The organism is Rhodococcus sp. KRD162, assembly GCF_017168335.1.
Classification (GTDB): domain Bacteria; phylum Actinomycetota; class Actinomycetes; order Mycobacteriales; family Mycobacteriaceae; genus Rhodococcoides.
The window spans coordinates 172,391-195,026 of sequence record NZ_JABFAU010000001.1; the positions used below are offsets into that span (position 1 = coordinate 172,391).

Genomic DNA, 22,636 nt, shown 5'->3' on the forward strand with positions numbered 1-22,636 from the left:
TCGATGTAATTCATCGGTTCGATAGGCGGCAGCGCGACGTTCATCGCCCGTCGATGTGCCGCATTTCCGGTCTCGAAACCAATTCGAATGCAGTTCGCCCCCGCCGCTTCGATCGAAGCTGCGGGGGCGAACTGCATTCGAAGCACGATCGAGCAGGAGCTACGGAACGTAGACCGTGCCGATGGTGGGGAGGAAGGTGCAGCTGCGAGGTGCCGCAGACGGATCCTCTTTCGACTGTGTGGTGAGCGAACCGGAAATGACCGACAGCACACGTCCGGGGCCGGTATCGGCGATGGCAGACAGCGTGGCCGGGCCGTCGGTGTTGATCATCGCTGCGCCGGTCAGGTCCTGGGTTCCCGAGCGGCGGTTGTCGATGTTGAGCCAGGTGACGGTCAGCGGTGCGGGCTGCTCGGCGGCGATGGGAGCGGTTCCCAGCGCAGTGAAGACGAAGCCCGCCTGACCCGCGGCCGGTCCGGGCGGAGGCAGTGTGGCCGGGCCCGGAACTGCAAGAGCGGTCCCGACCGAATCGGCGGTGTCCGAGATGCATCCCTTGCCGAGCGTGGGGTAGAGGAACTGAGCGATGACCGGGCCGTCGGTGGGCAGATCGGGTCCACCACCACCGGATCCGTCGAGGAACGTGATGACCGACTCGAGCAGCGACTTGACCTGCTCCGGTAGCTGCGCGGCCGCGAGCAGGGCGCGGGCCTGGCCCAGCAGATCTGCGGCCGGAGCGGCTCCGACGTCGGCAGGACCGGCTGCGGCTCCGACGATCGCGGGGGCGAACGAGGCCAGTGCTTCCACATCGCGAAGGTCGGGCAACGGCTCGCCTGGTGCGGGAAAGAACTGAGCGATCAGTTCGCCGGGATCGGCCGGTGCGGGAAGATCAGCGGGTGCCATGGGCACCAGTGGCTGCGCGGATGCGCTGGTCGGTACGACGAGTGCGGCGGCTGCAGCTACGGCGAATGCCGTCACGACGCGACGCGTTCCGCGAGTACGAAGCACGGTAATAATCCCCATTCTGATCATGACGCGGGCCCCCGGCGACAGCCGGTGCTCGAGGGGTCACTCTATGTAGCGCAATCCCCGATGTACAGCCGTTGCCGTCGAACCCTCCCCGTCGCATCTATGCCAGGGCAGTCTATGTGTTCTCCGGTACGAAATCTCCGCAGAGTCCACACGATAGCGTGTTACTGGAGTTGCCAGTGTTAAAGGTGATGTAAATGTTACTCGGGTGCCTATGCGGTTAGGGAAGGAAAGAGGCGACCTATAAGCTCAGCGATCGATATACGGCATCGATACCGAACGGAACCGCACGCACAGTGAACCGACTTGTTCGGCTGGCCCCCGTTCTCCTGGCAATCTCGGTGATCAGCCGATTCGTCTGGGCGTTCGTGACACCCAACGGTATGAATCTCGTCGATCTTCACGTCTACGTCGAGGGTTCGGCCGCGCTGCTCGGCGACAATTTGTACGACTACACCTACTCGGTGCAGACCCCGGACTTCCCGCTTCCGTTCACCTACCCCCCGTTCGCGGCGCTGGTGTTCTTCCCGCTGCACTATCTGCCGTTCACCGTGGTCGGCATCGTCTGGCAGGCGGCGACGATGGCCGCACTGTTCGCCGTGGTGCGGCTGGCGCTGTCGATGGTTCTGGGCGACGAGCGCAGCGCCGAACCTCGTTGGGTTCGTATCGCGATGGCCTGGACCGCGCTCGGGCTGTGGTCCGAACCCGTCCGTACGACGCTCGACTACGGCCAGGTCAACGTATTTCTGGTACTGCTGGCGATCCTTGCTGTGCGCAGCTCCCGGTGGTGGGTGGCAGGCGGACTCGTCGGCTTCGCTGCAGGAATCAAGCTGACTCCGGCCATCACCGGCCTGTACTTTCTGGCGACTCGGCGATGGAAGGCCGCAGCGTTCTCGGCCGTGGCCTTCGCAGTCACGGTCGCAGTCAGCTACGCGGCACTGGGGCAACAGGCAGCCACCTACTTCACGACGTTGCTCGGAGATGCCGATCGCATCGGCCCCGTCGGCTCGGTCTGGAATCAGTCACTGCGCGGGGCGCTGAGCAGGATCGTCGGCTCCGATGTGGGCCAGGGGCCGTTGTGGATGGCCGCCGCCCTGATCGCGACGGTTCTCGCGATCGCGGCCTGGCGCGGCATCGATCGCAGCGACTACCTCGGCACCCTGATCATCGTCCAACTCCTCGGCCTACTGATTTCGCCGATCTCGTGGTCGCACCACTGGATCTGGGTGATCCCGATGGTGATCTGGCTGATGCACGGGCCGCTCCGCGCGGTCGCCGGGGCGAGAATCGTCGCCGGCTACTGGCTGGTGACCGTCACAGTGGGCGTGCCGTGGCTGCTGAGCTTCTTCCAGGAATCGATCTGGACCATCCCGCGTCCCGCATTCGAGGCGTGGGCAGGGGCCGTCGACGTGATCGGATCGGCGCTGTTCCTCGGCTGGGTGGCCTATGCCGGTCGCGTCAGCGCTCCTCGACCAGAGCATCGATCCGACGTGCCATATCGACGTCCTTCCGAGTGAGGCCACCGGCAGAGTGGGTCGAGAGCACGAACGTCACCGACCGCCATCTGATGTCGATGTCGGGGTGGTGGTCCGCTTCCTCTGCGGCATCGGCCACCTGATTCACCGTTTCGATCGCCGCTCGGAACGACGCGAGTTCGACGGTTCGTGTCAACGATTTCTGCGCTACCGTCCAGTCGGTGAGCTGGGCGTCCTGAATGTCGCGGTCGGTCAGCAATGCGGTCATAGAAGGATGGTGACATGTCCGGTACCCCCACGGCGGTGGTTGTCGCAGCCGCGTTGACCGAGGACGGCATGGTGCTGCTCGCGCAGCGAGCTCGTCCTGTGGAGCTGGCGGGACGCTGGGAGCTACCTGGGGGAAAAGTGGAACCGGGGGAGTCCGAGCAGGCAGCGCTGGCACGTGAGCTGCGTGAAGAGCTGGGCGTCGAGTGTTCGATCGGAGCGGCACTTCGCGGCGATGCCGACCTACCCGGCGGGCTGGTGCTGCGCGCCTACCGCGCTGAATTGATCTCGGGAACTCCTGCAGCGCTGGAACATTCGGCTCTTCGGTGGGTGGATGCGGAGGCGTTGGCCAGAATGGATCTGGTCGACGCGGACCGGTTGTGGATACCTGAACTGCGGGAAATTCTGCTCACTTCGCCCGGGCGGCCTTCAGGCCTTTCTTGAGTTCCTTCTTGGTGGCACCTGCCGATTCGAGCTTCTTCATTCGCATGATGACCACCGGACACTTGATGCAGCGAACCTTTTTACGACAGCATTTTTTCTTGGGCTTCATTCCCGAGACATCTTTGGCCTTTACCTTGCCCATGAGCACCAAGACTAATGGGTGGCGCAGGTCACAGACCTGAGGGTGGCGCGGGACACCGTCGGACTACGGGTAAACTCGATCAGTCGCGAGAACCTCGCGGTGCAGCGCGCTTCTCTAGCGACATAAGCCCGCTAGCGAACAAGAGCCCGCATTCGACTCCAGGAGAATTTTTCGCGTGAGCGCCCCAAGCAGTGCAGACAACATCGACAGCACCACAACTTTTCGCAACGTAGCCATCGTTGCACACGTCGACCATGGCAAGACCACCCTGGTCGACGCCATGCTTCGACAGTCAGGCGCGTTCGAGGAACGTGCCGAAGCGATCGACCGCGTCATGGACTCGGGTGACCTCGAAAAAGAAAAAGGCATCACGATTCTGGCCAAGAACACGGCCGTGCACCGACGCAACTCCGACGGCACCATGACCGTCATCAACGTCATCGACACCCCCGGCCACGCCGACTTCGGCGGAGAGGTGGAACGCGGCCTGTCCATGGTCGACGGTGTCGTCCTGCTCGTCGATGCCTCCGAGGGGCCGCTGCCGCAGACTCGTTTCGTACTGCGCAAGGCGCTCGCTGCGTCGCTGCCGGTGATCCTGGTCGTGAACAAGACCGACCGTCCCGACGCACGTATCGAAGAGGTCGTCTCCGAGAGCCACGACCTGCTTCTCGATCTCGCGTCGGATCTCGACGACGAGGCATCCGAGGCCGCTGAGTTGGCCCTCGACCTCCCCGTGCTCTACGCCTCCGGCCGTGAGGGCAAGGCGTCGAAGGTGCAGCCCGAGAACGGTCAAGCTCCCGACGCCGAGAACCTCGACGAGCTGTTCGAGGTGCTCCTCAGCTACGTCCCGGCTCCCAAGGGCAATGTGGACGCGCCGCTGCAGGCCCACGTGACCAACCTCGACGCGTCGGCCTTCCTCGGTCGCCTCGCACTGGTTCGTATCCACAACGGTCAGCTCTCCAAGGGCCAGACCGTGAGCTGGATGCGTGAGGTCGACGGCGAGCCCGTCGTTCAGAAGGCCAAGATCACCGAGCTGCTCAACACCATCGGCGTCGAGCGCGTCCCCGGCGAGAAGGGTGTCGCAGGAGACATCGTCGCCGTCGCAGGCTTCGCCGACATCATGATCGGCGATACCCTCGCAGACCTGGAGAACCCGGTCGCTCTGCCGCGCATCACCGTCGACCAGCCGGCCATCTCGGTCACCATCGGTACCAACACGAGCCCGCTCGTCGGACGCGTCAGCGGACACAAGCTCACCGCGCGGATGGTCAAGAGCCGTCTGGACCAGGAGCTCATCGGTAACGTCTCGCTCAAGGTCCTCGACATCGGTCGCCCCGATGCGTGGGAGGTGCAGGGTCGCGGCGAGCTCGCTCTCGCCATCCTCGTCGAGCAGATGCGTCGTGAAGGATTCGAGCTCACCGTCGGCAAGCCCCAGGTGGTCACCCGTCAGGTCGACGGCAAGCTGCACGAGCCCTTCGAAGAGCTCACCGTCGACACCCCGGAGGAATACCTCGGCAGCGTCACCCAGCTGCTCGCCGCACGCAAGGGCAAGATGGTGCAGATGACGAACCACGGCGCAGGCTGGGTTCGGATGGAGTTCATCGTTCCCTCGCGCGGTCTGATCGGCTTCCGTACCGATTTCCTCACCGACACCCGCGGCACCGGCATCGCCAACGCGGTCTTCCACGGGTACGCCCCGTGGGCAGGCGAGATCCGAGCCCGCCACACCGGCTCGCTCGTATCGGACCGCAACGGCTCGGTCACCCCCTTCGCCATGATCCAGCTGGCCGACCGCGGAACGTTCTTCGTCGAGCCGGGTGCCGATACGTACGAGGGCATGGTCGTGGGCATCAATCCGCGTCAGGAAGATCTCGATATCAACGTCACCCGTGAGAAGAAGCTGACCAATATGCGTCAGTCCTCGGCAGACGTCATGGAGACCCTGGCCAAGCCGAAGAAGCTCGACCTGGAAATGGCCATGGAGTTCTGTGCAGGTGACGAGTGCGTCGAGGTGACTCCGGAGGTCGTCCGCGTGCGCAAGGTGCACCTCGACTCCAACGAGCGGGCCCGTGAGCGTTCACGTAGCAAGACTCGCGACAAGGCTGCTCTGTAAGAATCGTTTGTTCGGCGGAAGCGGCGTGTCACCTTCGTGGGGCGTCGCTTCTTCCGTCTCGGTAGCCACACCACGAAGGAGATCCTCGTTGCGCAAGGTGCTGATGCCGGTGGTTCTGGTTTCTGCCATGGCTCTGGTACTTGCAGCGTGCACCGCGGATCCGCCACCGCCGATCGAGAGCGTGGAGACCCCGGTCAGTACCACGATGGTGCCGGCCAAGACCGGTGATCCGGTGGTCGTCGCCATCGACGACGTGGGCATCGGGTTCAACCCGCACCTGATGGCAGACCAGTCACCCGCCACGGCAGCAGTGAGTTCCCTGGTGCTGCCCAGTCCCTTTCGCCCCGTTCGGAATCCCGCCACCGGGATCACCACCTGGGAGCCGGACATGTCGTTGCTGATCTCGGCCGAGGTGGTATCGCAGTCGCCGTTCACCATTCGGTACCAATTGCAGAACGCAGCTCAGTGGTCCGACAGTGCGCCGATTTCGGCCGAGGACTTCCGCTACCTGTGGCAGCAGATGATCACCCAGCCCGGGGTCGTCGATTCCGCGGGGTACGGCCTGATCACCGGCGTCGCGGCCTCGGGTGGCGGCAAGACGGTCGATGTGACACTCCGATCGCCCTATCCGGCCTGGCCCCGCCTGTTCGCCGATCTCGTGCCCTCACACCTGCTCAAGGATTCTCCCGGCGGGTTCCAAGGTGGTCTGACAGACAACGTTCCGGTCTCGGGTGCGCGATTCAACATCAAGACCGTCGACCAGGGCAGGGACGAGATTCTGCTCGAGCGCAACGACCGCTTCTGGGGCGAGCCGGCATCCCCCGATCAGATTCTGATCCGGCGAGGCGGAACCCCGGCCCAGCTCGCCGATTCCCTGCGGTCGAGCGATGCTCAGATCGCGCAGGTCACGGGCGACTCGGCTCTGCGGGCCCAGCTCTCGGCGATTCCGGGCGTGCGGACAGGCACCATTCCGCAATCTCGGGTGCTGTCGATGACGGTGAACGGTAGAGCGCCGAACATGGCCGATGCCACTGTGCGGCAAGGAATTTTCGGTCTACTCGACCCGAATCTGCTGGCTACGGTCGGATCGGGCGGCGCAACGGATCGCCGCGCCGCAGCGCAGCTGCTCTCGCCCTCCGATCCCGACTACACCGCGACATCACCTGCTCCCATCGGCACAGCAGCCGCCCTCGACCTGCTGCGTAGCGCCGGCTTCGTCTCGACGCCGGATGCGCTGGTGACATCGACACCGAAGGTGGACACCCCGGCCACCACATCCCCGTCCCCGACGAGTACCACGCCGACGGGCAGCGCTGCGACCACGAGTGCGCCGGTGCCCGGAGTCGATCGCCTCGCCGACGCGTCCGGAACCGCGTTGAGGTTCGTGATCGGTGCCGTCGAGAACGACGACGTCGCGCTCGCTGTCGCGGGAACCGCCGCGGACGAACTGGTCGGGGCAGGCATCGATGCGACGGTGACTGCGCTGCCCCCCGAGGAGTTGTATTCCACGGCCTTGACCGACGGCACCGTCGACGCGGTGATCGGCTGGACCAGCGCAGGCGCAGACCCGGCAACGGCGCTGGCCTCCCGATTCGGCTGTGTCGCAGATCCGGCTCAGGACGGTCAGGACCCCGCGCCCGCCCCGCGGAGCCTGTCTGGCCTGTGCGTTCCCGGCCTGCAGCCGACGATCGACAAGGCCCTGGTGGGCGGTCTCGATTCATCGGTCATTCGCAACGACATCGAGCCCCAACTGTGGTCTTTGGCGTCGACCCTGCCGATCATGCAGGACTCGTCGGTGGTGGCGGCAGTTCCCGGGATCACCGGCGTCTCGTTGACGGGCCCGGTGGAGGTGGGCATTTTCGCCGACGCCGCACAGTGGATTCGGACGCCCAGGTGACCGAGCAACTCGAGCAACGACCGAAGGCAGATCAGGCGATGACAGAGCAGACGTTGACGGAACCGCAGCGACTACTGCTGGTGCACGCCCATCCGGACGACGAAACCATCACCACCGGGGGGACCATCGCGCATTACGTTCGCGCCGGGGCCGACGTGACGGTGCTGACCTGCTCGCTCGGCGAGGAGGGTGAAGTGATCGGCGAGGCCTGGGCCGATCTGGTCGTCGACCGTGCGGATCAACTCGGCGGCTATCGCATCCTGGAACTGCATCGCGCGCTCGCGGCCCTGGGCTGCAACCCGCCCCGATTCCTCGGCAGTGCCGGTCGTTGGCGCGACTCGGGGATGGCCGGAACCTCGGCCGCCCGCAATCCGCGCGCGTTCGTCAATGCCGACCGCGGCGAGGCGCTCGGGGCGCTGGTGAAGGTCATTCGTGAGCTTCGGCCTCAGGTCGTCGTCGGATACGACCCCGAGGGCGGCTACGGCCACCCCGACCATCAGCAAGTGCACTCGCTGGTGACCGAAGCGGTCGAGGTCTGCGGAACCGATGCCCATCCCGATGCCGGACCGCCCTGGGAGGTGTCGAAGTTCTACTGGACCGTCACCGGCGAGGAGCAACTGCAGTCGGGCCTCGCCGCGATCGACGAGATTCCGGCGCACTGGCGGATGCCGGTCGAGGGGGAGCTACCGAGTGTGCCCGAGACCATGATCACCACCAGTATCGACATCCGCGGTGTGCTCGACGCCAAGCGCGACGCCCTGCGCGCCCACGCCACCCAGGTCACCGTCGCACCGTCGGGCCGCGAGTACGCACTGTCCAACGACATCGCCCAACCGATCCTGCTGGACGAGCAGTACGTGCTCGTCCGCGGCGAACTCGGTGCCGATGAGACGGGCAGGGAGACCGACCTGTTCTCCGGCGTACTAGGCTGTGTTCCGCATCACTGAATTGGCCACAGAACTGGTCTCACCACAGCAGGGGCGGAACACACATGTACAACTGGGTAGTGCAGGACGCGATCGTCGCGTTCGTCGATTCTCTCAAGCCGCAGTTCGGCGCGCAGGCAGATCTGTACCAGTACGTTCTGGGTCAGATCGCGATGGGTGCGTCCAACCTGCTCACGTCGCTGGGCTATCCGCCGGTTTCCTGAGTGCCGGTGCACTGACCTAGCCGGGGTCAAGGCAGTATTGGACGCATGATCTCGAAGGCCGCATCCAATACTGTCGCCCTGGTGTCCTGGGCCACCGTCTCGGTACTGGTGTTCGACGGCTTTCTGTCCGGGATTCTGTCTGTCGTCTTTCTTCCTACCTATCTCGGGTCGATGCAATTTCCCATCAGCGCCCTGCTCGGCGGGATCGCCAACGTGGCATTGATCGTTGCTGCACGCAAAGTTGCCGAACGTCCGATCTGGGTGGCGTCGCCCCTGCTCGGATGGTTTGCCGCAGTGGTGCTGTGCATGCTCGGCGGCCCGGGCGGCGACGTCCTGTTACTCGCCGATTGGCGCACCATGTTGCTGATCATCGCTGGAGCGGGCCCCGCCGGAGTGCTGCTGTTCATGTATCGGATGAAGGCAATCACAGCAAGCGTGCATGCCGACCCGCATCCCGCAGCACATCCTCGATCATCCTCGGAGTCAACAGTCCGGTGAAGGTGTTTCGCTGGCTCACGTGATAGCTGGCGAATACCGTGATCGATCCCGACTCGAGCCGAACTCCGTGACCGAACTTCGGCGCAGGTCTCGGTATGTCCCAGCCGTTGGCGGCGAGGATCGGCAGAAGTGACTGCCAGCCGAAGGCGCCGAGAACGAGAATCGACCGCAATGTCGGACGCAGCAATCGCAGTTCGTCGTCCAGCCATGGCTTGCATCTGTCGCGCTCGGCGGGCGTCGGCTTGTTCTGTGGTGGCGCGCAATGGACGGGGGCGGTGATGCGAACTCCGTTGAGCGTCAACCCGTCTCCGAGATGGGTTGCGGTGGGCTGATTCGCCAGCCCGACCGCATGCATCGCGCGATACAGTACGTCCCCACTGCGGTCGCCGGTGAACATCCGTCCGGTGCGGTTGGCGCCGTGAGCGGCCGGCGCGAGTCCGACGATCAGCATCGCTGCATCGGACAGTCCGAATCCGGGAACCGCTTTACCCCAATAGTTCTGGTCGGCAAATGCCGCCCGCTTGTCCTGGGCCACCTGCTCTCGCCACCGGACCAGGCGAGGGCAGGCCCGACAAGCGGACACCGCTGTGTCGAGCTCGGCGATGGTCTGCGGACGCGTCTTCTTCATGCCGGCCATATCGGCATCTCACGAACGACTGAGCCAGATGTCTCCGGCCCCCGGGGTCACGGCGTCGATCATGGCCCACGCGTTCTCGATGGGGATGTCCACCACCTCGTAGTGTCCGACCCCGGCCGGAGTCGCGGCGACGATGGTGGCCACCCCGGCCCGCCGCTGAAAGAACGTCTGCCGCACCGTCCAACCGATGATGCCCGCTGCCTCCAGGCTGTGCCGATTCCTGTCCAGTGAGCCGTGCTGGGTGATGAGCCAACCGGGGAGCACCGCGTGGCCCAGTCCGCGGTAGCGATCGTGAGCCAGCCCGACGGCCGCGACGAACAGCACCCCGGTGGCGATCCAGGCGAGAATCGGAATGGGCGCGCCGAGATACTGCGCACTTCCGATTCCGGCTGCCACGACCAGGACCGGTAGGGCCGCCCTGGTGTACCGGCGTCGCCGCGCTGCAGGCCCGTGTTGGAGCAGGGGCAGATCCGCGCCGCCGTGCAGACCGGCGTCGCCGAGCACGGTGTTCATCATGCGCAGAGCCTCGGTGCGCGGTGCCTGGGGGAGCAGCAGGGAGGATTCCTTCTTCTCTGCACTGACGCCGGTCATGATGGCATCGAGCCTGGCCCCGCTCACCGCCCGCAGCAGTAGTGGCTCGGACAACGAGGTGCCACGCAGCCGTTTGCGGTCGAGCGTCGACTGGCGGGTGCGCAACAATCCGTGACTGACATGCAGGGTTCGGCCCTGATCGGTGACCGTCAAATTGGCGTAGGCCACCAGGTAACGGACACAGGCGAAGATGCTCGATACGACGAGCAGCGCCACCAGCGCGACGACGACGAGCGCAGTGATTCCGAATTGCTCAGCCGAGTCGATGCTGTTCGAGACCACCGAAGACTCGGCGAGCGTCTGCCCCAACCCGTACTGGAACAGCACGCCGATAGCAGCGGCGATGGTGACGATGCCGGTGATCGAGAACGGTGCGAACCGTACCCACGAGAACTGCCAGTGCGCGATCTCCACACCGGGATCCGCCGCCGTCGCAGGCGTGCCATCGGTCGCCGGGATCTGCCCCGACACCCGCTGTAGCAGATCGCCGCGCAGTGCCGGAACCAGTGAGGTGTCGAGTGCGTTGAGCTCGAACGTCTCGCCCTTGCCTGCCTGTTGACCGGTGCCGATACGCAGAATGGACAGCCCGAGCACCCGATGCAGCACGTTCGCTTCCACGTCGACCGAGCGAATCCTGTTGCGCGGTATCGACAGAAGCTTCTTCTGGAACACACCGGTGCGTAGTTGTACATGCACCGGACCGATCCGGTAGCTGGTGGTGAACCAGCGCAGAATCGCGAACACCACGACCACCGCGAGGATGCCGAGGCTCCAGAAGTGATTACCGCTCTGACTGCCGACGAAAAAAGACACCAGCAGAACAGGCAGGATCTTGACACCCTCGTTCACCGGATGCACCAACAGCATTCGCTTGTCCAAACGCAACCACGGCTGCTCTTCCTCGACGGCCAGCAGTTGCGCCTCTTCGTTGGAACCGTCCGCGGTCACGTTGCGTCACCGACCGTGCGCCCTGCGATGTCGGTGAGCCGGGCGACGGTGTCGTCGGCGACGCCCTGATCGAGCGCTGTGATCTTCACCGCTCCGGCGGAGGATGCCGTGGTGACAGTGACCGTGGCCAACCCGAGCAGCCGATCGAGCGGTCCACGCTCGGTGTCGACCGTCTGCACGCGCGAGATCGGAGCGATGCGTCGTTCCTGCGAGAGCCAGCCGGTGCGGGTGTAGACGGCGGTGTCGCTGATCTCCCAACGATGTACGCGGTACCGCCAGGCCGGCACGATGGCGATGTGCAGCGCGGCCACCACGGCCGAGACGACGAGGACGGTGACATGGGGCCACGACGTTCGATCCGTGTCGATCAGGGCCCAGACGATCTGGGCGATGAAGACCGGCAGCCACATCAGTCCGGCACTGAGGGCCCAGAGCAGGCGTGCTCGGGGAGACGGTCGCAACTGCGGATCGGTCATCGTTATCACGGGTACAAACCTAGAGGTGTCGTTTGCTGTCCACCACCCCGGTCGTGCGCCTTTTGCGCACCTCCAGGTACGCAAAAGGCGCACGACGGTGTACCGCGGGTGGCACGTGCGTACCACCGAGGCGCATGATCGACGGGTGACTTCTCTACCGGACTCCGCACCTGCCCCCTCTGCGATGCGACGAGTGCTGCGCCGCGCTCGCGATGGAGTGTCTCTGAACGTCGACGAAGCCACCGTGTTGCTGCACGCCCGCGGTGAGGATCTGACCGATCTGATGGCCTCGGCGTCGCGGGTGCGCGATGCCGGACTCGAATCTGCGGGCAGGCCGAAGACGGTGTCGTACTCGCGCAAGGTATTCGTCCCCATCACTCGGTTGTGCCGCGACAAATGTCACTACTGCACGTTCGTGACGGTGCCGGGCAAGCTCAAGGCCGCCGGTCACGGAATGTTCATGGACCCGGACGAGATCATCGACGTCGCCCGCAAGGGTGCCGCACTGGGGTGCAAGGAAGCTCTGTTCACGCTCGGTGACCGACCGGAGGAACGGTGGCCCGAGGCCAAGGAGTGGCTCGACTCCCGCGGCTACGATTCGACTCTCGATTACGTGCGCGCGATGTCGATTCGGGTGCTCGAGGAGACCGGCCTACTGCCGCACCTCAATCCCGGAGTGATGTCCTGGCAGGAGCTTTCGCGTCTCAAGCCGGTGGCACCGTCGATGGGGATGATGCTCGAGACCACCTCGCGACGGTTGTTCGAGGAGAAGGGGCAGGCGCATTACGGCAGCCCCGACAAGGACCCCGAGGTGCGGCTGCGGACCTTGACCGATGCGGGTCGACTCAATATCCCCTTCACGACGGGCATTCTCGTCGGTATCGGTGAGACGCTCCGCGACCGGGCAGAGTCGATCATGGCAATTCGTAAGGTGCACAAGTCGTTCGGGCACGTTCAGGAAATCATCGTGCAGAATTTCTTGGCGAAGTCCGATACCGCGATGCGGTCGGTGCCCGACGCGGGTTTGGAAGAATTCCTGGCGACCATCGCTGTGACGCGGATGGTGGTCGGCCCGTCGATGCGGATTCAGGCCCCGCCGAACCTGGTCGAACCAGAGGAAACCGCGGCGCTGCTCGGTGCAGGCGTAGACGACTGGGGCGGAGTGTCGCCGCTGACTCCCGATCACGTCAATCCGGAGCGGCCATGGCCGAATCTCGACACTCTCGCCGAGCTGTCGGCGACGGCCGGATACCGACTGGTGGAACGCACCGCGGCGCAGCCTCAGTACGTTCTCGCCGGCGCTCCCTGGATCGATCCCCGAATTTCGGCACACGTGCATGTATTGGCCGATCCCGATACCGGAATGGCTCGCGAGGGCGTGAACCCGACGGGTCTGCCGTGGCAGGAGCCGGACGAGCAGTGGGAGTCCTCGGGCCGGGTCGATCTGAACACCGAGATCGACACGCAGGGCCGCAACACCGAGACCCGTTCGGATCTGGCGAATGCGTTCGGTGACTGGGAGTCGATCCGTGAGCAAGTTCGCGACCTCGCAGGCCTCGAACGGGTGGACCGGGACGTGGTATCGGCCCTGACTGCAGCGGAGAAGGACCCGGCCGGTCTGTCCGACGAGCAGTATCTCGCACTGGCGACGGCCGAGGGGCCGGGGATGGATGCCGTCGCCGCGCTCGCGGACGATCTACGGAGACAGGTCAACGGAGACACCGTCACCTACGTGGTCAATCGCAACATCAATTTCACCAACATCTGCTACACCGGGTGCCGTTTCTGCGCGTTCGCGCAGCGCAAAGGCGACGCCGACGCGTTCACCCTCTCCACCACCGAGGTTGCCGATCGAGCGTGGGAGGCACACGTCGTCGGTGCCACCGAAGTGTGCATGCAGGGCGGAATCGACCCCGAGCTTCCGGTGACGGGCTACGCCGATCTGGTGCGGGCGGTGAAGGCTCGGGTGCCGTCGATGCACGTGCACGCCTTCTCGCCGATGGAGATCGTCAACGGAGCATCCCGCGGGGGACAGTCGATCCGCGAGTGGCTCACCGAGCTGCGGGCCGCCGGGTTGGATTCGATCCCCGGTACCGCCGCGGAGATCCTCGACGACGAGGTCCGGTGGGTACTGACGAAAGGCAAGTTGCCCGCTGCCGAGTGGATCGAAGTGATCACCACCGCCCACGAAGTGGGGCTGCGATCGAGCTCGACGATGATGTACGGCCATGTCGACAACCCGTCGCACTGGGTCGGTCACCTGAACGTGCTCAAGAAGATCCAGGACAAGACCGGAGGGTTCACGGAGTTCGTGCCGCTGCCGTTCGTGCACCAGTCCTCGCCGCTGTACCTGGCCGGTGCATCGAGGCCGGGTCCGACCAACCGGGACAACCGCGCAGTGCACGCCCTGGCGAGGATCATGCTGCACGGCCGGATCGACAACATTCAGACCTCATGGGTGAAATTGGGAATCACGGGTACACAAGCGATGCTGAACGGAGGCGCGAACGATCTGGGCGGGACCCTGATGGAGGAGACGATCTCACGAATGGCGGGTTCGCAGAACGGATCGGAGAAGACCGTCGCGGAACTGCACGAGATCGCCGACGGCATCGGCCGACCGGTTCGTCAGCGCACCACCACGTACGGCCCGGCCCCGGCGGTATCGGTGGTCGGTTCGATCTGACCCCCGGGTCCCTTCATCCGAAACGGAGCTTGTCTGACATGGACGACCGTCGAGTCGCCGCGGTATTGAGCAGTGCCGTCGCCATCATTGATCCCGTGCTGGACCTCCTCGCCGAGCGGGACCCGATCGGTCTCAAGGGGCGAACGTTTCGCGAATCCTCCGACGAGGATTCGACGCTGGACAACGTCATCGATTTTCTCGCGAAGGCCTTCGACACCACCGATTTTCCGGGAACCGCCGGGTGGGAGAAGCTCGACAGCGACGCCCGCTCGCAGTGGTGGGTCAATCGAATCGGGGCTCTGAACACTGTCGCAGTGGCGTTCCCCGGTGTGTTCGGCATTCTGGTCAATCGTCTGCCACTCCAGGACCTCCTCGGTTTCGCCAATCAGGCGATGGTGCTCGTCGCCGTGGCCCGTGAGTCCGGGGTGACCGACCGCGAGACGCATGTCGCATTGCTCGGATCGGTGCTGTGCAAGCGCGATCTGACGTCCATCTCAGACACCGCCCCGGAAAAGAAGGAGCAATCACCGACGTCGGGCCCGTTCGCGCTGCTGCGCGGAATGTGGCGGATCGCCAATGTGCTTCGTGACGTCGCTGGTGAGCTCGAGAAGCGGCCACACCCCCGTGGCTTCTACCGGGTGATCGGCGCAATCCCGCTCATCGGCGGTGTCGCCGGGTATCTCGGGGAGCGTGGGGCGCTCTCTCGTGCCGCCAAGCAGGGGCGGAAGTGGCTCGCCGCCCACCACCGGGATTCGGCATCGGTCGACAAGGACCTGCGGCGCTAGCGGGCCGGGGTGAGGTGAGGCCACCCTGGTCGGTTTGACCCAGGCTCGGACCGCGATACTAGGATGCTCAGGGCGCACGTGCGCCCACGAATCGATACAGGAGGGGAGAGCAGCAGTGACTTACTCGATTGCAGAACCGTGCGTAGATGTACTGGACAAAGCGTGCATCGAAGAGTGCCCGGTGGATTGCATCTACGAGGGTAACCGAATGCTGTACATCCACCCCGACGAATGCGTCGACTGCGGAGCCTGCGAGCCGGTGTGCCCCGTCGAGGCCATTTTCTACGAGGACGACGTGCCCGAGCAGTGGAGTGCCTACGTCGGTGCCAACGTCGACTTCTTCGACGACCTCGGGTCCCCGGGCGGCGCAGCGAAACTGGGAAAGACCGACTACGACCCGCCGTTCATCAAGGCTCTGCCTCCCATGGGCGAGAACTGACGACCTTGGCACGTAGAGCGGTGGCAGCGACGCTGCCCGATTTTCCCTGGGACTCGTTGACCGCCGCGAAGGAGAAGGCGTCGGCGCATCCGGACGGCATCGTCAATCTGTCCGTCGGTACGCCGGTGGACCCGGTGGCCGAGGTGATTCGGACCGCACTGAACTCGGTTGCGGGCGAACCCGGCTACCCCACCACCGTCGGTACCCCGGCGTTGCGGGAGACCGCGATCGCTGCGCTCGAGCGCCGTTACTCGATCACCGGACTGTCGCCGGACGCCGTACTTCCTGCCATCGGCACCAAGGAAATGATCGCCTGGTTGCCGACGCTGCTGGGCCTGGGAGCCGAGGACCTTGTCGTCATTCCCGAGCTGGCCTACCCCACGTACGAGGTGGGTGCACTGCTCGCCGGTGCGCGCATCCTGCGGGCGGACGGACTCAATCGCCTCGGCCCGGAGCGGGCGTCGCTGATCTTCGTCAACTCGCCGTCCAACCCGACGGGCAAGGTGCTCGGTGTCGACCACCTGCGCAAGGTCGTCGGATGGGCCCGCGAACGCGACGCCATCGTCGTCTCCGACGAGTGCTACCTGGGTCTGACCTGGGACGCCGACGCCGTATCCGTCCTCGATCCCCGCGTATGCGACGGTGATCACACGAACCTCCTTGCCGTGCATTCGCTTTCGAAGACCTCGAATCTCGCGAGCTACCGCGCCGGCTTCGTCACCGGGGACGCGTCCCTCGTCGCGGAGCTGCTCGAGGTACGCAAGCATGCGGGCATGATGGTGCCGCTGCCGATCCAAGCCGCCATGACTGCGGCCCTCGCTGACGACGAGCACGAGAACATCCAACGTGAGCGCTATCGGGCTCGGCGAACGGTGCTCAAGGCCGCCGTCGAAGCCGCCGGATTCACCGTCGACCACTCCGAGGCCGGGCTCTACCTGTGGGCAACCCGCAACGAGCCGTGCCGCGACACCGTCGACTGGCTCGCCGACCGCGGCATCCTCGCCGCCCCGGGAGAGTTCTACGGCCCCGACGGTGGACAGCACGTGCGTATCGCTCTGACGGCCGAGGACGAGCGCATCGAGGCTGCGGCTACTCGCCTGCGCGGGTAGTCGGGCGTCTCTGGTGCGCTGAGTGTCCACTATTTCCCACCGCTGACGGGATTCCGTGGCGCGGCGTGAACAGTGGACAGTGAAGTCAGTTGGACCCAGCTCGGGCTGGGTGTTCTCATGTACCCATGACCCCCACCCTGCTGCTCAGTTTCGCCGGCGTGTGTTTTCTGCTGGCTATCCTGCCCGGCCCCGATTCGTTTCTGGTGCTGCGCTACAGCATCGGCGGCCTCAAGCCCGGAATCGCCGCGGCAATGGGAGTCGCGATCGGCGGACTGTTCTGGGCCGTGTTGGTGGCGGTCGGTCTGGCGGCCATCGTCGAGCAGTCCGCGACGGCATATCGCATCGTCAAGGTTCTCGGCGGTTTGTATCTGCTGTACTTGGGCGTCATGGCTTTTCGAGCACGCAGGAAGAGCAAGGTGGCCGGTGAGCCGCTCGTCCCCGTCGCCGCATCCGCGTGGTCGGCATTCGGTGCCGGAGTCCTCTCCTGTGCGCTCAACCCCAAAGTGGGACTGTTCTACCTCGCGGTGGTGCCGCAGTTCCTCACCGTGGTCACCTTCGCCGGGGCGATGACACTCGGCCTGGTCGAGGTGCTGGTGGCCGCACTGGTGATGGGAGTCTTCTCCGTCGTCGCATCACGTGCGGTTGCTTTGCTGCGCAAGCCCTCCGTGTCCGAGTGGCTGGACCGCGTCAGTGCCGGATTCCTCGTTGCCCTCGGTATCGGAACGGTCGCGTCCGCGGCTTAGTCGACAACAGCAAGTAGGGGAAGGGGCCGGCATCACGTTTCACGACTGACGGGTACTGGGGCGCGGCCTAGATCTCGCACACGCGCGCGCACTTGCCATACGCGCGCAGAATCGTGACGCGAAACCGCTCGCGTTCAGCGAACGCGCGCGCGTGTGCGAGGACTGAGGGGCCGCGTGGATCACGGCTCTAGGTCTGCCTCGTTCACGTCCCAGCCGCCGCGTCTGATCCGCAGGATGTACACCAATTCGTTGCTACCGAAGGCCTCGACGGTCGTGAAGCGCTTCGGCTCGGTGTTGACCTCCGGGTTCCGGGCGTGGGCTTCCTCGTACAGTTGAGTGGCTCTCAGATCGGCCAACTCCACTCTCGTCCAGAAATCGTCGGACTGTACCGAGTAGACCAGCCGCGGCGCGCCGTCGGTGATGTGAGCTATGTCGATATCGTCGTCATCGGAGTCCTCGTCCTCGAGGTCCAGCTCGAGATCATCGTCGGAATCGTCGTCCTGCTCGGCGTCGGTTCCGATCAGATAGACACCCGCCTGCAGGTCACCGGCTGCGACCGTCATGTACTCGGCGTAGTCGCCGGTGTCGATTCCGTCCACGTCCATGTATGTACGGTAGCCATGTGCTGCTTCGTTCACTGAACCCACTCGCCGTTGCGCGGGGAGACGACATTCCCGACGCCATCACCATCGACGGGGTATCGCTCTCTCGCGCCGACATCCTGGGAGCCGCGACATCGGTTGCCGAACGGATCGCGCGGGCCGAGAGACTCGCGATCCATGCGACGCCGTCGGTGAAGACGGTGCTCGCGGTCGTCGGTGCCCTGATCGCCGGGGTCACCGTGGTGCCGGTTCCGCCGGACGCCGGTGTGGCAGAGCGCGAGCACATCCTGCGCGACTCGGGTGCGCAGGCCTGGCTCGGTGACACGCCGCCCGAGACCTCGGGGCTCGAGGTTCTGCCGGTGCGTCAACACGCACGCTCGTGGCACAGTTACGCCGAACCGCTGCCGACCGCAGTCGCATTCGTGCTCTACACCTCGGGCACTACCGGCCCGCCGAAGGGCGTGCTGATCTCCCGCAGTGCCATTGCTGCCGGCCTCGACGCGTTGGCCGAGGCATGGAACTGGACGTGGAAAGATACTGTGGTGCACGGTCTTCCGCTGTTCCACGTGCACGGATTGATCCTCGGCATGCTCGGCCCGCTGCGGTTCGGCAGCCCGCTGGTTCATACCGGAAAGCCGACCCCGGAGTTGTACGCGGCGGCGCGCGGTTCGCTCTACTTCGGTGTACCGACAGTCTGGTCGCGGGTGGCCGCCGACGAGGAATCGGCCCGCGCGCTCGCAGGTGCCCGGCTGCTCGTCTCGGGCAGTGCGCCGCTGCCCGTTCCGGTGTTCGAGAAGCTGCGCGAACTCACCGGCCAGGCCCCGGTCGAGCGCTACGGCATGAGCGAAACCCTCATCACCATCAGCACGCGCGCAGACGGGGAGCGTAGACCCGGCTCGGTGGGACTACCGCTGGCAGGAGTCGAAACGCGGCTGCGCGGCGAGAACGGTGAAATCCTGCCTCACGACGGCGAATCCATCGGCGCATTGCAGATCCGCTGCCCCATGCTGTTCGACGGCTACCTGAACAACCCGGAAGCGACGGCGAAGACCTTCACCGAGGACGGTTGGTTCGATACGGGCGATGTCGCCCTCGTCGAGCCCGACGGGTTCCATCGCATCGTCGGGCGCGCGTCGACGGATCTGATCAAGTCCGGTGGCTATCGCGTGGGCGCGGGTGAGATCGAGACGGTGCTACTGGGCCACCCGAGCGTCGATGAGGTCGCCGTCATCGGTGTGCCGGACGAGGATCTGGGCCAGCGCATCGTGGCGTTCGTCGTCGGTACCGGCATCGAGGACCAGGTGCTCATCGATCTGGTTGCCGGCGAGCTCTCGATCCACAAGCGGCCCCGCGAGATTCGCGTCGTCGATTCACTGCCGCGCAACGCCATGGGCAAGGTGCAGAAGAAACTGTTGGGCTGATCGTCGGGCGGGTGTGCGCGACTGTGACCTTCCTTGGTGACACACGCACACCCGCCTTCGGTACCGGCGGCGTGCTCGATTCCGCGATCGCATGAATCCGGCCGAATCCCACACGGGAGTGAGCGATTGGCGTCGTACCCGCGTTTTGTGGGTTCACGCTTTCAGTAGGCGACCACTGATGACGGTTGCCAGCCTGCGCGGGGCCAGGCGCACGCTGCCTGCGCTGATCTTGTTCGACAGGCCGGAGACGACGCTGGCCGGAGTGCGACGAGAATCCAACGCGCGCAACGCTGTCGAGACAACCTGTTCCGAGGTTTGAAAGTTGCCCACTGCTGCGTCCTCGGAACCGACGACGTCGAAGAACTCGGTACGCGTCGGGCCGGGGGAGAGCGCGAGTACTTTCAGTGGCGAGTTGCGGTGCTCGAATGCCAGAGCCTCGGTGAAGCTCAACACGAAGGCTTTCGTTGCCCCGTAGACGGCCATGTTGGGGGTGGGTTGGTACGCGGCGGTGCTCGCCACGTTGATCAGGGCACCGGTGAGGGTCGGCAGGAATGCGTGCGTCAAGTCGACCAGGGCGGTGACGTTGAGTGTGATCTCGGCAGCCAGGCGCTCTGCATCCTCGTCGGCGAACCGGCCGTGCGTTCCGAAGCCTGCGTTGTTGACGAGTGAAGTGGGTGTGATTCCTTTCTCGGCCAACGTGGTTCGTAGCTGCACCCCGACGCCCGGTACGCCCAGGTCCATCGCGACGACGGTGGCGGTGACGCCGTACTCGGCTTCGATTCGGCGAGCGAGTGCCTCGAGTCGATCGGCCCGCCTCGCCACGAGGACGACATTGTCGCCTCGTGCAGCGAACCGAGTGGCGAATTCCTCGCCGAGACCTGAACTTGCTCCGGTGATGAGCACTGTGGATGTCATGACTGCCAATGTAGGCAGTGTCATCATTGTTGTCAACGGCAACATCGCCTAGGGTGAATGCATGGCTACCCGGCGCTACCACCATGGCGACTTGCGGGCGGTACTTCTGGACGAGGCGGAGCGGAGCATCGCACGCGGCGGAGTCGAGGCACTCTCGCTCCGTCAGTTGGCCAGGGACGTCGGCGTCAGCCATGCGGCCCCTGCGCGTCACTTTCGCGACAAACAGGCGCTGCTGGATGCTTTGGCATTCAAAGGCTTTCAGGAATTGAATCGCCGAACGTTCGCGGCGGCATCGAGCCGAGGCGAGCTGATGTCTCGGTTCCGCGGTGTCGCCCGCGCCTACCTCGGGTTCGCCGTCGAGCACCCCGAATTACTGGACGTCATGTACAGCACCAAGCATCACCCCGATGCAAGCGAAGAACTGAAAGATGTAGCGCAGCAAAGTATGACGGCCACCGAGGCGCTGCTGAAAGATGCCATTGCCGCAGGTGTGATCACCGAAGCGCCGCCTGAGATGCTCGCTCGGGTAGCCTTCGCCAGCGTGCACGGCGTCGCGATGCTGGCCACCGGCGACCTGCTCGACGGTGTCCCGGCGGAGGACCTGCTCGACGCCACCGTCGACACCCTGCTGCGCGGGTTCACCTGATGTGGTCGTTCCGCAGGCTCCACTCCTGATGATCTGGTCGTTCCGCAGGCTCCACTCCTGATGATCTGGTCGTTCCGCAGGCTCCACTCCTGATGATCTGGTCGTTCCGCAGGCTCCACTCCTGATGATCTGGTCGTTCCGCAGGCTCCACTCCTGACTAGGTTGGGTGGCATGACCGAATACGACCTGCAACGCTTCGTCGACGCCCAGGATCCCGTCTGGACTGCGGTGACCAAGGAGCTGAAGGCGGGACGGAAGCAGACGCATTGGATGTGGTTCGTGTTCCCGCAGTTGGCAGGGTTGGGGCGTAGTGCCACCGCTCAACACTTCGGCATCGCTGATCTGACCGAGGCGCAGCTGTTCCTGTCCCACGAGGTGCTGGGGCCTCGCTTGCAGAAGGCAGCTCGGTTGACCGTGGGAATCGAGGGTCGGACGGTCGATGCGATTTTCGGCTATCCGGACAATCTGAAATTGCAGTCGTCCATGACGCTCTTCGCCGAAGCTACCAGCGGAACGTCCGTTTTCGACGAAGTGTTGCAGAAATATTTCGATGGCGAATCCGATGGTGCAACACTCGACTTGCTGGACGAGCGTTACCGATAGCATCGCTCCCATGACGACTCCACTCGCCGGATCCATCGCCTTCGTTCACGCCAGCTGGCACCTGGACATCGTCGACCGCGCGCGAGTGGGGTTCGCCGCCGAACTGGAGAAGCTCGGACAGGCCGAGACGCCCATCGACGTGTTCGAGGTGCCCGGAGCCTTCGAGATCCCGCTGCACGCCCAGCGGCTCGCCAGGACGGGCAAGTATGCCGCGATCGTCGCAGCCGCTCTGGTGGTGGACGGCGGGATCTATCGCCACGACTTCGTCGAAACGGCGGTGATCGACGGCCTGATGCGGGTGCAACTCGATACCGACGTGCCGGTGTTCTCGGTGGTGCTCACCCCTCATCATTTCCACGAACACGCCGACCACAAAGCCTTCTTCACTGCACACCTGGAAACCAAGGGTGCCGAGGCGGCCCGTGCAGTGGTGAAGACTGTGGCATCGCTGGGGACCATCGGCTGACGAACCGGGGTGGTCGATCCGAGATCCACAAGGATGGTTCGACGCCGTGGCCGATTGCAAGGTCCTGGACCACCGGGGACCGTCGTGACCGAGTACGAGGCATGATCATCGAGCGACGCTTACCACGAGCTACCGACAAGAACGTGCTGGCGAATAGTTGTGCAGGGCAATAGTTTTCGATTTGACGATCATTGCTACTCGAACACCAGTTCGATACAGTTGAGTCATGACGACCGAGATCTGGCAACTGAGCGAGGACCAACTCCTCGCCGACGCCGCCGCGGTCTCCCACCAGATCCAGTTGCTCGAAGCCCGCCGCATCGCTCTCGTCGCCGAGATCGACACCCGCGTCACCCGCGAGAAACTCGGCTTCCCCGGACCCGCCGGCTGGCTCACCTCCACCACCCTGCTCTCGCCGTCCAAAGCGAACAAGATTCTCGCCCTCGCCCGCGGACTGAAGAACTTCCCTGACATCGCCGACGCCGTCAACACCGGCGTCATGTCCATCGACCATGCCGCCCTGATCCTCGCCTTCGCCGAAACCCCACCCGAAGACCTCCCAC

General features: G+C 64.8%; 25 protein-coding genes. 17 read left to right on the top strand and 8 right to left on the bottom strand.

The annotated features are described in order from the left end of the window. Positions 1-159: 159 nt before the first annotated feature. Complete coding sequence (locus J1M87_RS00835) at positions 160-1,017, bottom strand: hypothetical protein (protein ID WP_206486787.1); 858 nt, start codon at positions 1,015-1,017, stop codon at positions 160-162. A 302-nt stretch (positions 1,018-1,319) separates the two neighbouring features. Between J1M87_RS00835 and J1M87_RS00840 the strand changes: the two genes are divergently transcribed. Beyond that, positions 1,320-2,540, top strand: a complete 1,221-nt coding sequence (locus tag J1M87_RS00840) for a mannosyltransferase (RefSeq protein WP_307830702.1) — start codon at positions 1,320-1,322, stop codon at positions 2,538-2,540. Here the strand turns inward: J1M87_RS00840 and J1M87_RS00845 are convergent. Next, positions 2,482-2,766, bottom strand: a complete 285-nt coding sequence (locus tag J1M87_RS00845) for a 4a-hydroxytetrahydrobiopterin dehydratase (RefSeq protein WP_206486788.1) — start codon at positions 2,764-2,766, stop codon at positions 2,482-2,484. The genes J1M87_RS00840 and J1M87_RS00845 overlap by 59 nt on opposite strands. Before the next feature lie 14 nt (positions 2,767-2,780). Between J1M87_RS00845 and J1M87_RS00850 the strand changes: the two genes are divergently transcribed. After that, on the top strand, positions 2,781-3,206 hold the full coding sequence (locus J1M87_RS00850; protein WP_206486789.1) for a (deoxy)nucleoside triphosphate pyrophosphohydrolase: 426 nt from the start codon (positions 2,781-2,783) through the stop codon (positions 3,204-3,206). Here J1M87_RS00850 and J1M87_RS00855 read toward each other — a convergent pair. Further along, a complete protein-coding gene (locus tag J1M87_RS00855) occupies positions 3,172-3,348 on the bottom strand; it encodes a hypothetical protein (RefSeq protein ID WP_206486790.1) in 177 nt (58 codons plus the stop codon). The genes J1M87_RS00850 and J1M87_RS00855 overlap by 35 nt on opposite strands. A 175-nt stretch (positions 3,349-3,523) precedes the next feature. Between J1M87_RS00855 and typA the strand changes: the two genes are divergently transcribed. The 5 genes from typA to J1M87_RS00880 all read left to right on the top strand — a co-directional run bounded on the left by typA (position 3,524) and on the right by J1M87_RS00880 (position 9,006). Continuing rightward, a complete protein-coding gene (gene typA / locus J1M87_RS00860) occupies positions 3,524-5,461 on the top strand; it encodes a translational GTPase TypA (protein ID WP_206486791.1) in 1,938 nt (645 codons plus the stop codon). 103 nt (positions 5,462-5,564) lie between these two features. Then, positions 5,565-7,358, top strand: a complete 1,794-nt coding sequence (locus tag J1M87_RS00865) for an ABC transporter family substrate-binding protein (protein WP_206486820.1) — start codon at positions 5,565-5,567, stop codon at positions 7,356-7,358. 38 nt (positions 7,359-7,396) lie between these two features. After that, positions 7,397-8,305: an N-acetyl-1-D-myo-inositol-2-amino-2-deoxy-alpha-D-glucopyranoside deacetylase gene (mshB, locus tag J1M87_RS00870; protein ID WP_206486821.1), complete on the top strand. Its 909-nt coding sequence runs from the start codon at positions 7,397-7,399 to the stop codon at positions 8,303-8,305. Between the two features lie 44 nt (positions 8,306-8,349). Next, the gene (locus J1M87_RS00875; protein WP_008714214.1) at positions 8,350-8,508 is read left to right on the top strand and encodes a hypothetical protein; all 159 of its coding nucleotides are present in this window, start codon (positions 8,350-8,352) and stop codon (positions 8,506-8,508) included. A 45-nt stretch (positions 8,509-8,553) separates the two neighbouring features. Continuing rightward, positions 8,554-9,006, top strand: coding sequence for a hypothetical protein (locus J1M87_RS00880; RefSeq protein WP_206486792.1), 453 nt, complete (start codon positions 8,554-8,556; stop codon positions 9,004-9,006). Here the strand turns inward: J1M87_RS00880 and J1M87_RS00885 are convergent. The 3 genes from J1M87_RS00885 to J1M87_RS00895 all read right to left on the bottom strand — a co-directional run bounded on the left by J1M87_RS00885 (position 8,933) and on the right by J1M87_RS00895 (position 11,658). After that, positions 8,933-9,634: a uracil-DNA glycosylase gene (locus J1M87_RS00885; protein WP_206486822.1), complete on the bottom strand. Its 702-nt coding sequence runs from the start codon at positions 9,632-9,634 to the stop codon at positions 8,933-8,935. The genes J1M87_RS00880 and J1M87_RS00885 overlap by 74 nt on opposite strands. An 18-nt stretch (positions 9,635-9,652) precedes the next feature. Further along, positions 9,653-11,101, bottom strand: coding sequence for a PH domain-containing protein (locus J1M87_RS00890; protein WP_241256216.1), 1,449 nt, complete (start codon positions 11,099-11,101; stop codon positions 9,653-9,655). Positions 11,102-11,178: 77 nt separating this feature from the next. Beyond that, complete coding sequence (locus J1M87_RS00895; RefSeq protein ID WP_206486794.1) at positions 11,179-11,658, bottom strand: PH domain-containing protein; 480 nt, start codon at positions 11,656-11,658, stop codon at positions 11,179-11,181. A 145-nt stretch (positions 11,659-11,803) separates the two neighbouring features. Here J1M87_RS00895 and J1M87_RS00900 point away from each other — a divergent pair, with 145 nt between their 5' ends. From J1M87_RS00900 to J1M87_RS00920, 5 genes are all read left to right on the top strand, one after another. Then, positions 11,804-14,344 carry a bifunctional FO biosynthesis protein CofGH gene (locus J1M87_RS00900; RefSeq protein WP_307830703.1) on the top strand — a complete coding sequence of 847 codons (2,541 nt, stop codon included), beginning with the start codon at positions 11,804-11,806 and terminating at the stop codon, positions 14,342-14,344. A 38-nt stretch (positions 14,345-14,382) separates the two neighbouring features. Then, positions 14,383-15,129, top strand: a complete 747-nt coding sequence (locus tag J1M87_RS00905; RefSeq protein WP_206486796.1) for a hypothetical protein — start codon at positions 14,383-14,385, stop codon at positions 15,127-15,129. Positions 15,130-15,244: 115 nt separating this feature from the next. Further along, positions 15,245-15,568, top strand: coding sequence for a ferredoxin (gene fdxA / locus J1M87_RS00910; RefSeq protein WP_008714223.1), 324 nt, complete (start codon positions 15,245-15,247; stop codon positions 15,566-15,568). A gap of 5 nt (positions 15,569-15,573) precedes the next feature. Next, positions 15,574-16,677 (top strand): succinyldiaminopimelate transaminase, encoded by a 1,104-nt coding sequence (gene dapC / locus J1M87_RS00915; RefSeq protein WP_206486797.1) that lies wholly within the window; start codon positions 15,574-15,576, stop codon positions 16,675-16,677. A gap of 125 nt (positions 16,678-16,802) precedes the next feature. Continuing rightward, positions 16,803-17,420, top strand: a complete 618-nt coding sequence (locus tag J1M87_RS00920) for a LysE family translocator (RefSeq protein WP_206486798.1) — start codon at positions 16,803-16,805, stop codon at positions 17,418-17,420. 179 nt (positions 17,421-17,599) lie between these two features. Here the strand turns inward: J1M87_RS00920 and J1M87_RS00925 are convergent, their stop codons facing one another. Next, the gene (locus J1M87_RS00925; RefSeq protein ID WP_206486799.1) at positions 17,600-18,025 is read right to left on the bottom strand and encodes a hypothetical protein; all 426 of its coding nucleotides are present in this window, start codon (positions 18,023-18,025) and stop codon (positions 17,600-17,602) included. A 2-nt stretch (positions 18,026-18,027) separates the two neighbouring features. Here J1M87_RS00925 and J1M87_RS00930 point away from each other — a divergent pair, with 2 nt between their 5' ends. Beyond that, complete coding sequence (locus J1M87_RS00930) at positions 18,028-19,443, top strand: acyl-CoA synthetase (protein WP_206486800.1); 1,416 nt, start codon at positions 18,028-18,030, stop codon at positions 19,441-19,443. A 153-nt stretch (positions 19,444-19,596) separates the two neighbouring features. On the opposite strand, the gene J1M87_RS00935 is transcribed toward J1M87_RS00930, so the two are convergent. Continuing rightward, positions 19,597-20,358: an SDR family oxidoreductase gene (locus tag J1M87_RS00935; protein WP_241256178.1), complete on the bottom strand. Its 762-nt coding sequence runs from the start codon at positions 20,356-20,358 to the stop codon at positions 19,597-19,599. Between the two features lie 61 nt (positions 20,359-20,419). On the opposite strand from J1M87_RS00935, the gene J1M87_RS00940 reads away from it, so the two are divergent. From J1M87_RS00940 to J1M87_RS00955, 4 genes are all read left to right on the top strand, one after another. Further along, the gene (locus tag J1M87_RS00940; RefSeq protein ID WP_206486802.1) at positions 20,420-21,004 is read left to right on the top strand and encodes a TetR/AcrR family transcriptional regulator; all 585 of its coding nucleotides are present in this window, start codon (positions 20,420-20,422) and stop codon (positions 21,002-21,004) included. Positions 21,005-21,175: 171 nt separating this feature from the next. Continuing rightward, positions 21,176-21,607: a DUF1810 domain-containing protein gene (locus tag J1M87_RS00945; RefSeq protein ID WP_206486803.1), complete on the top strand. Its 432-nt coding sequence runs from the start codon at positions 21,176-21,178 to the stop codon at positions 21,605-21,607. A 10-nt stretch (positions 21,608-21,617) separates the two neighbouring features. Beyond that, complete coding sequence (locus J1M87_RS00950; protein ID WP_206486804.1) at positions 21,618-22,073, top strand: 6,7-dimethyl-8-ribityllumazine synthase; 456 nt, start codon at positions 21,618-21,620, stop codon at positions 22,071-22,073. 226 nt (positions 22,074-22,299) lie between these two features. Then, on the top strand, positions 22,300-22,636 hold a 337-nt coding region (locus tag J1M87_RS00955; RefSeq protein ID WP_206486805.1), incomplete at its 3' end, for a DUF222 domain-containing protein.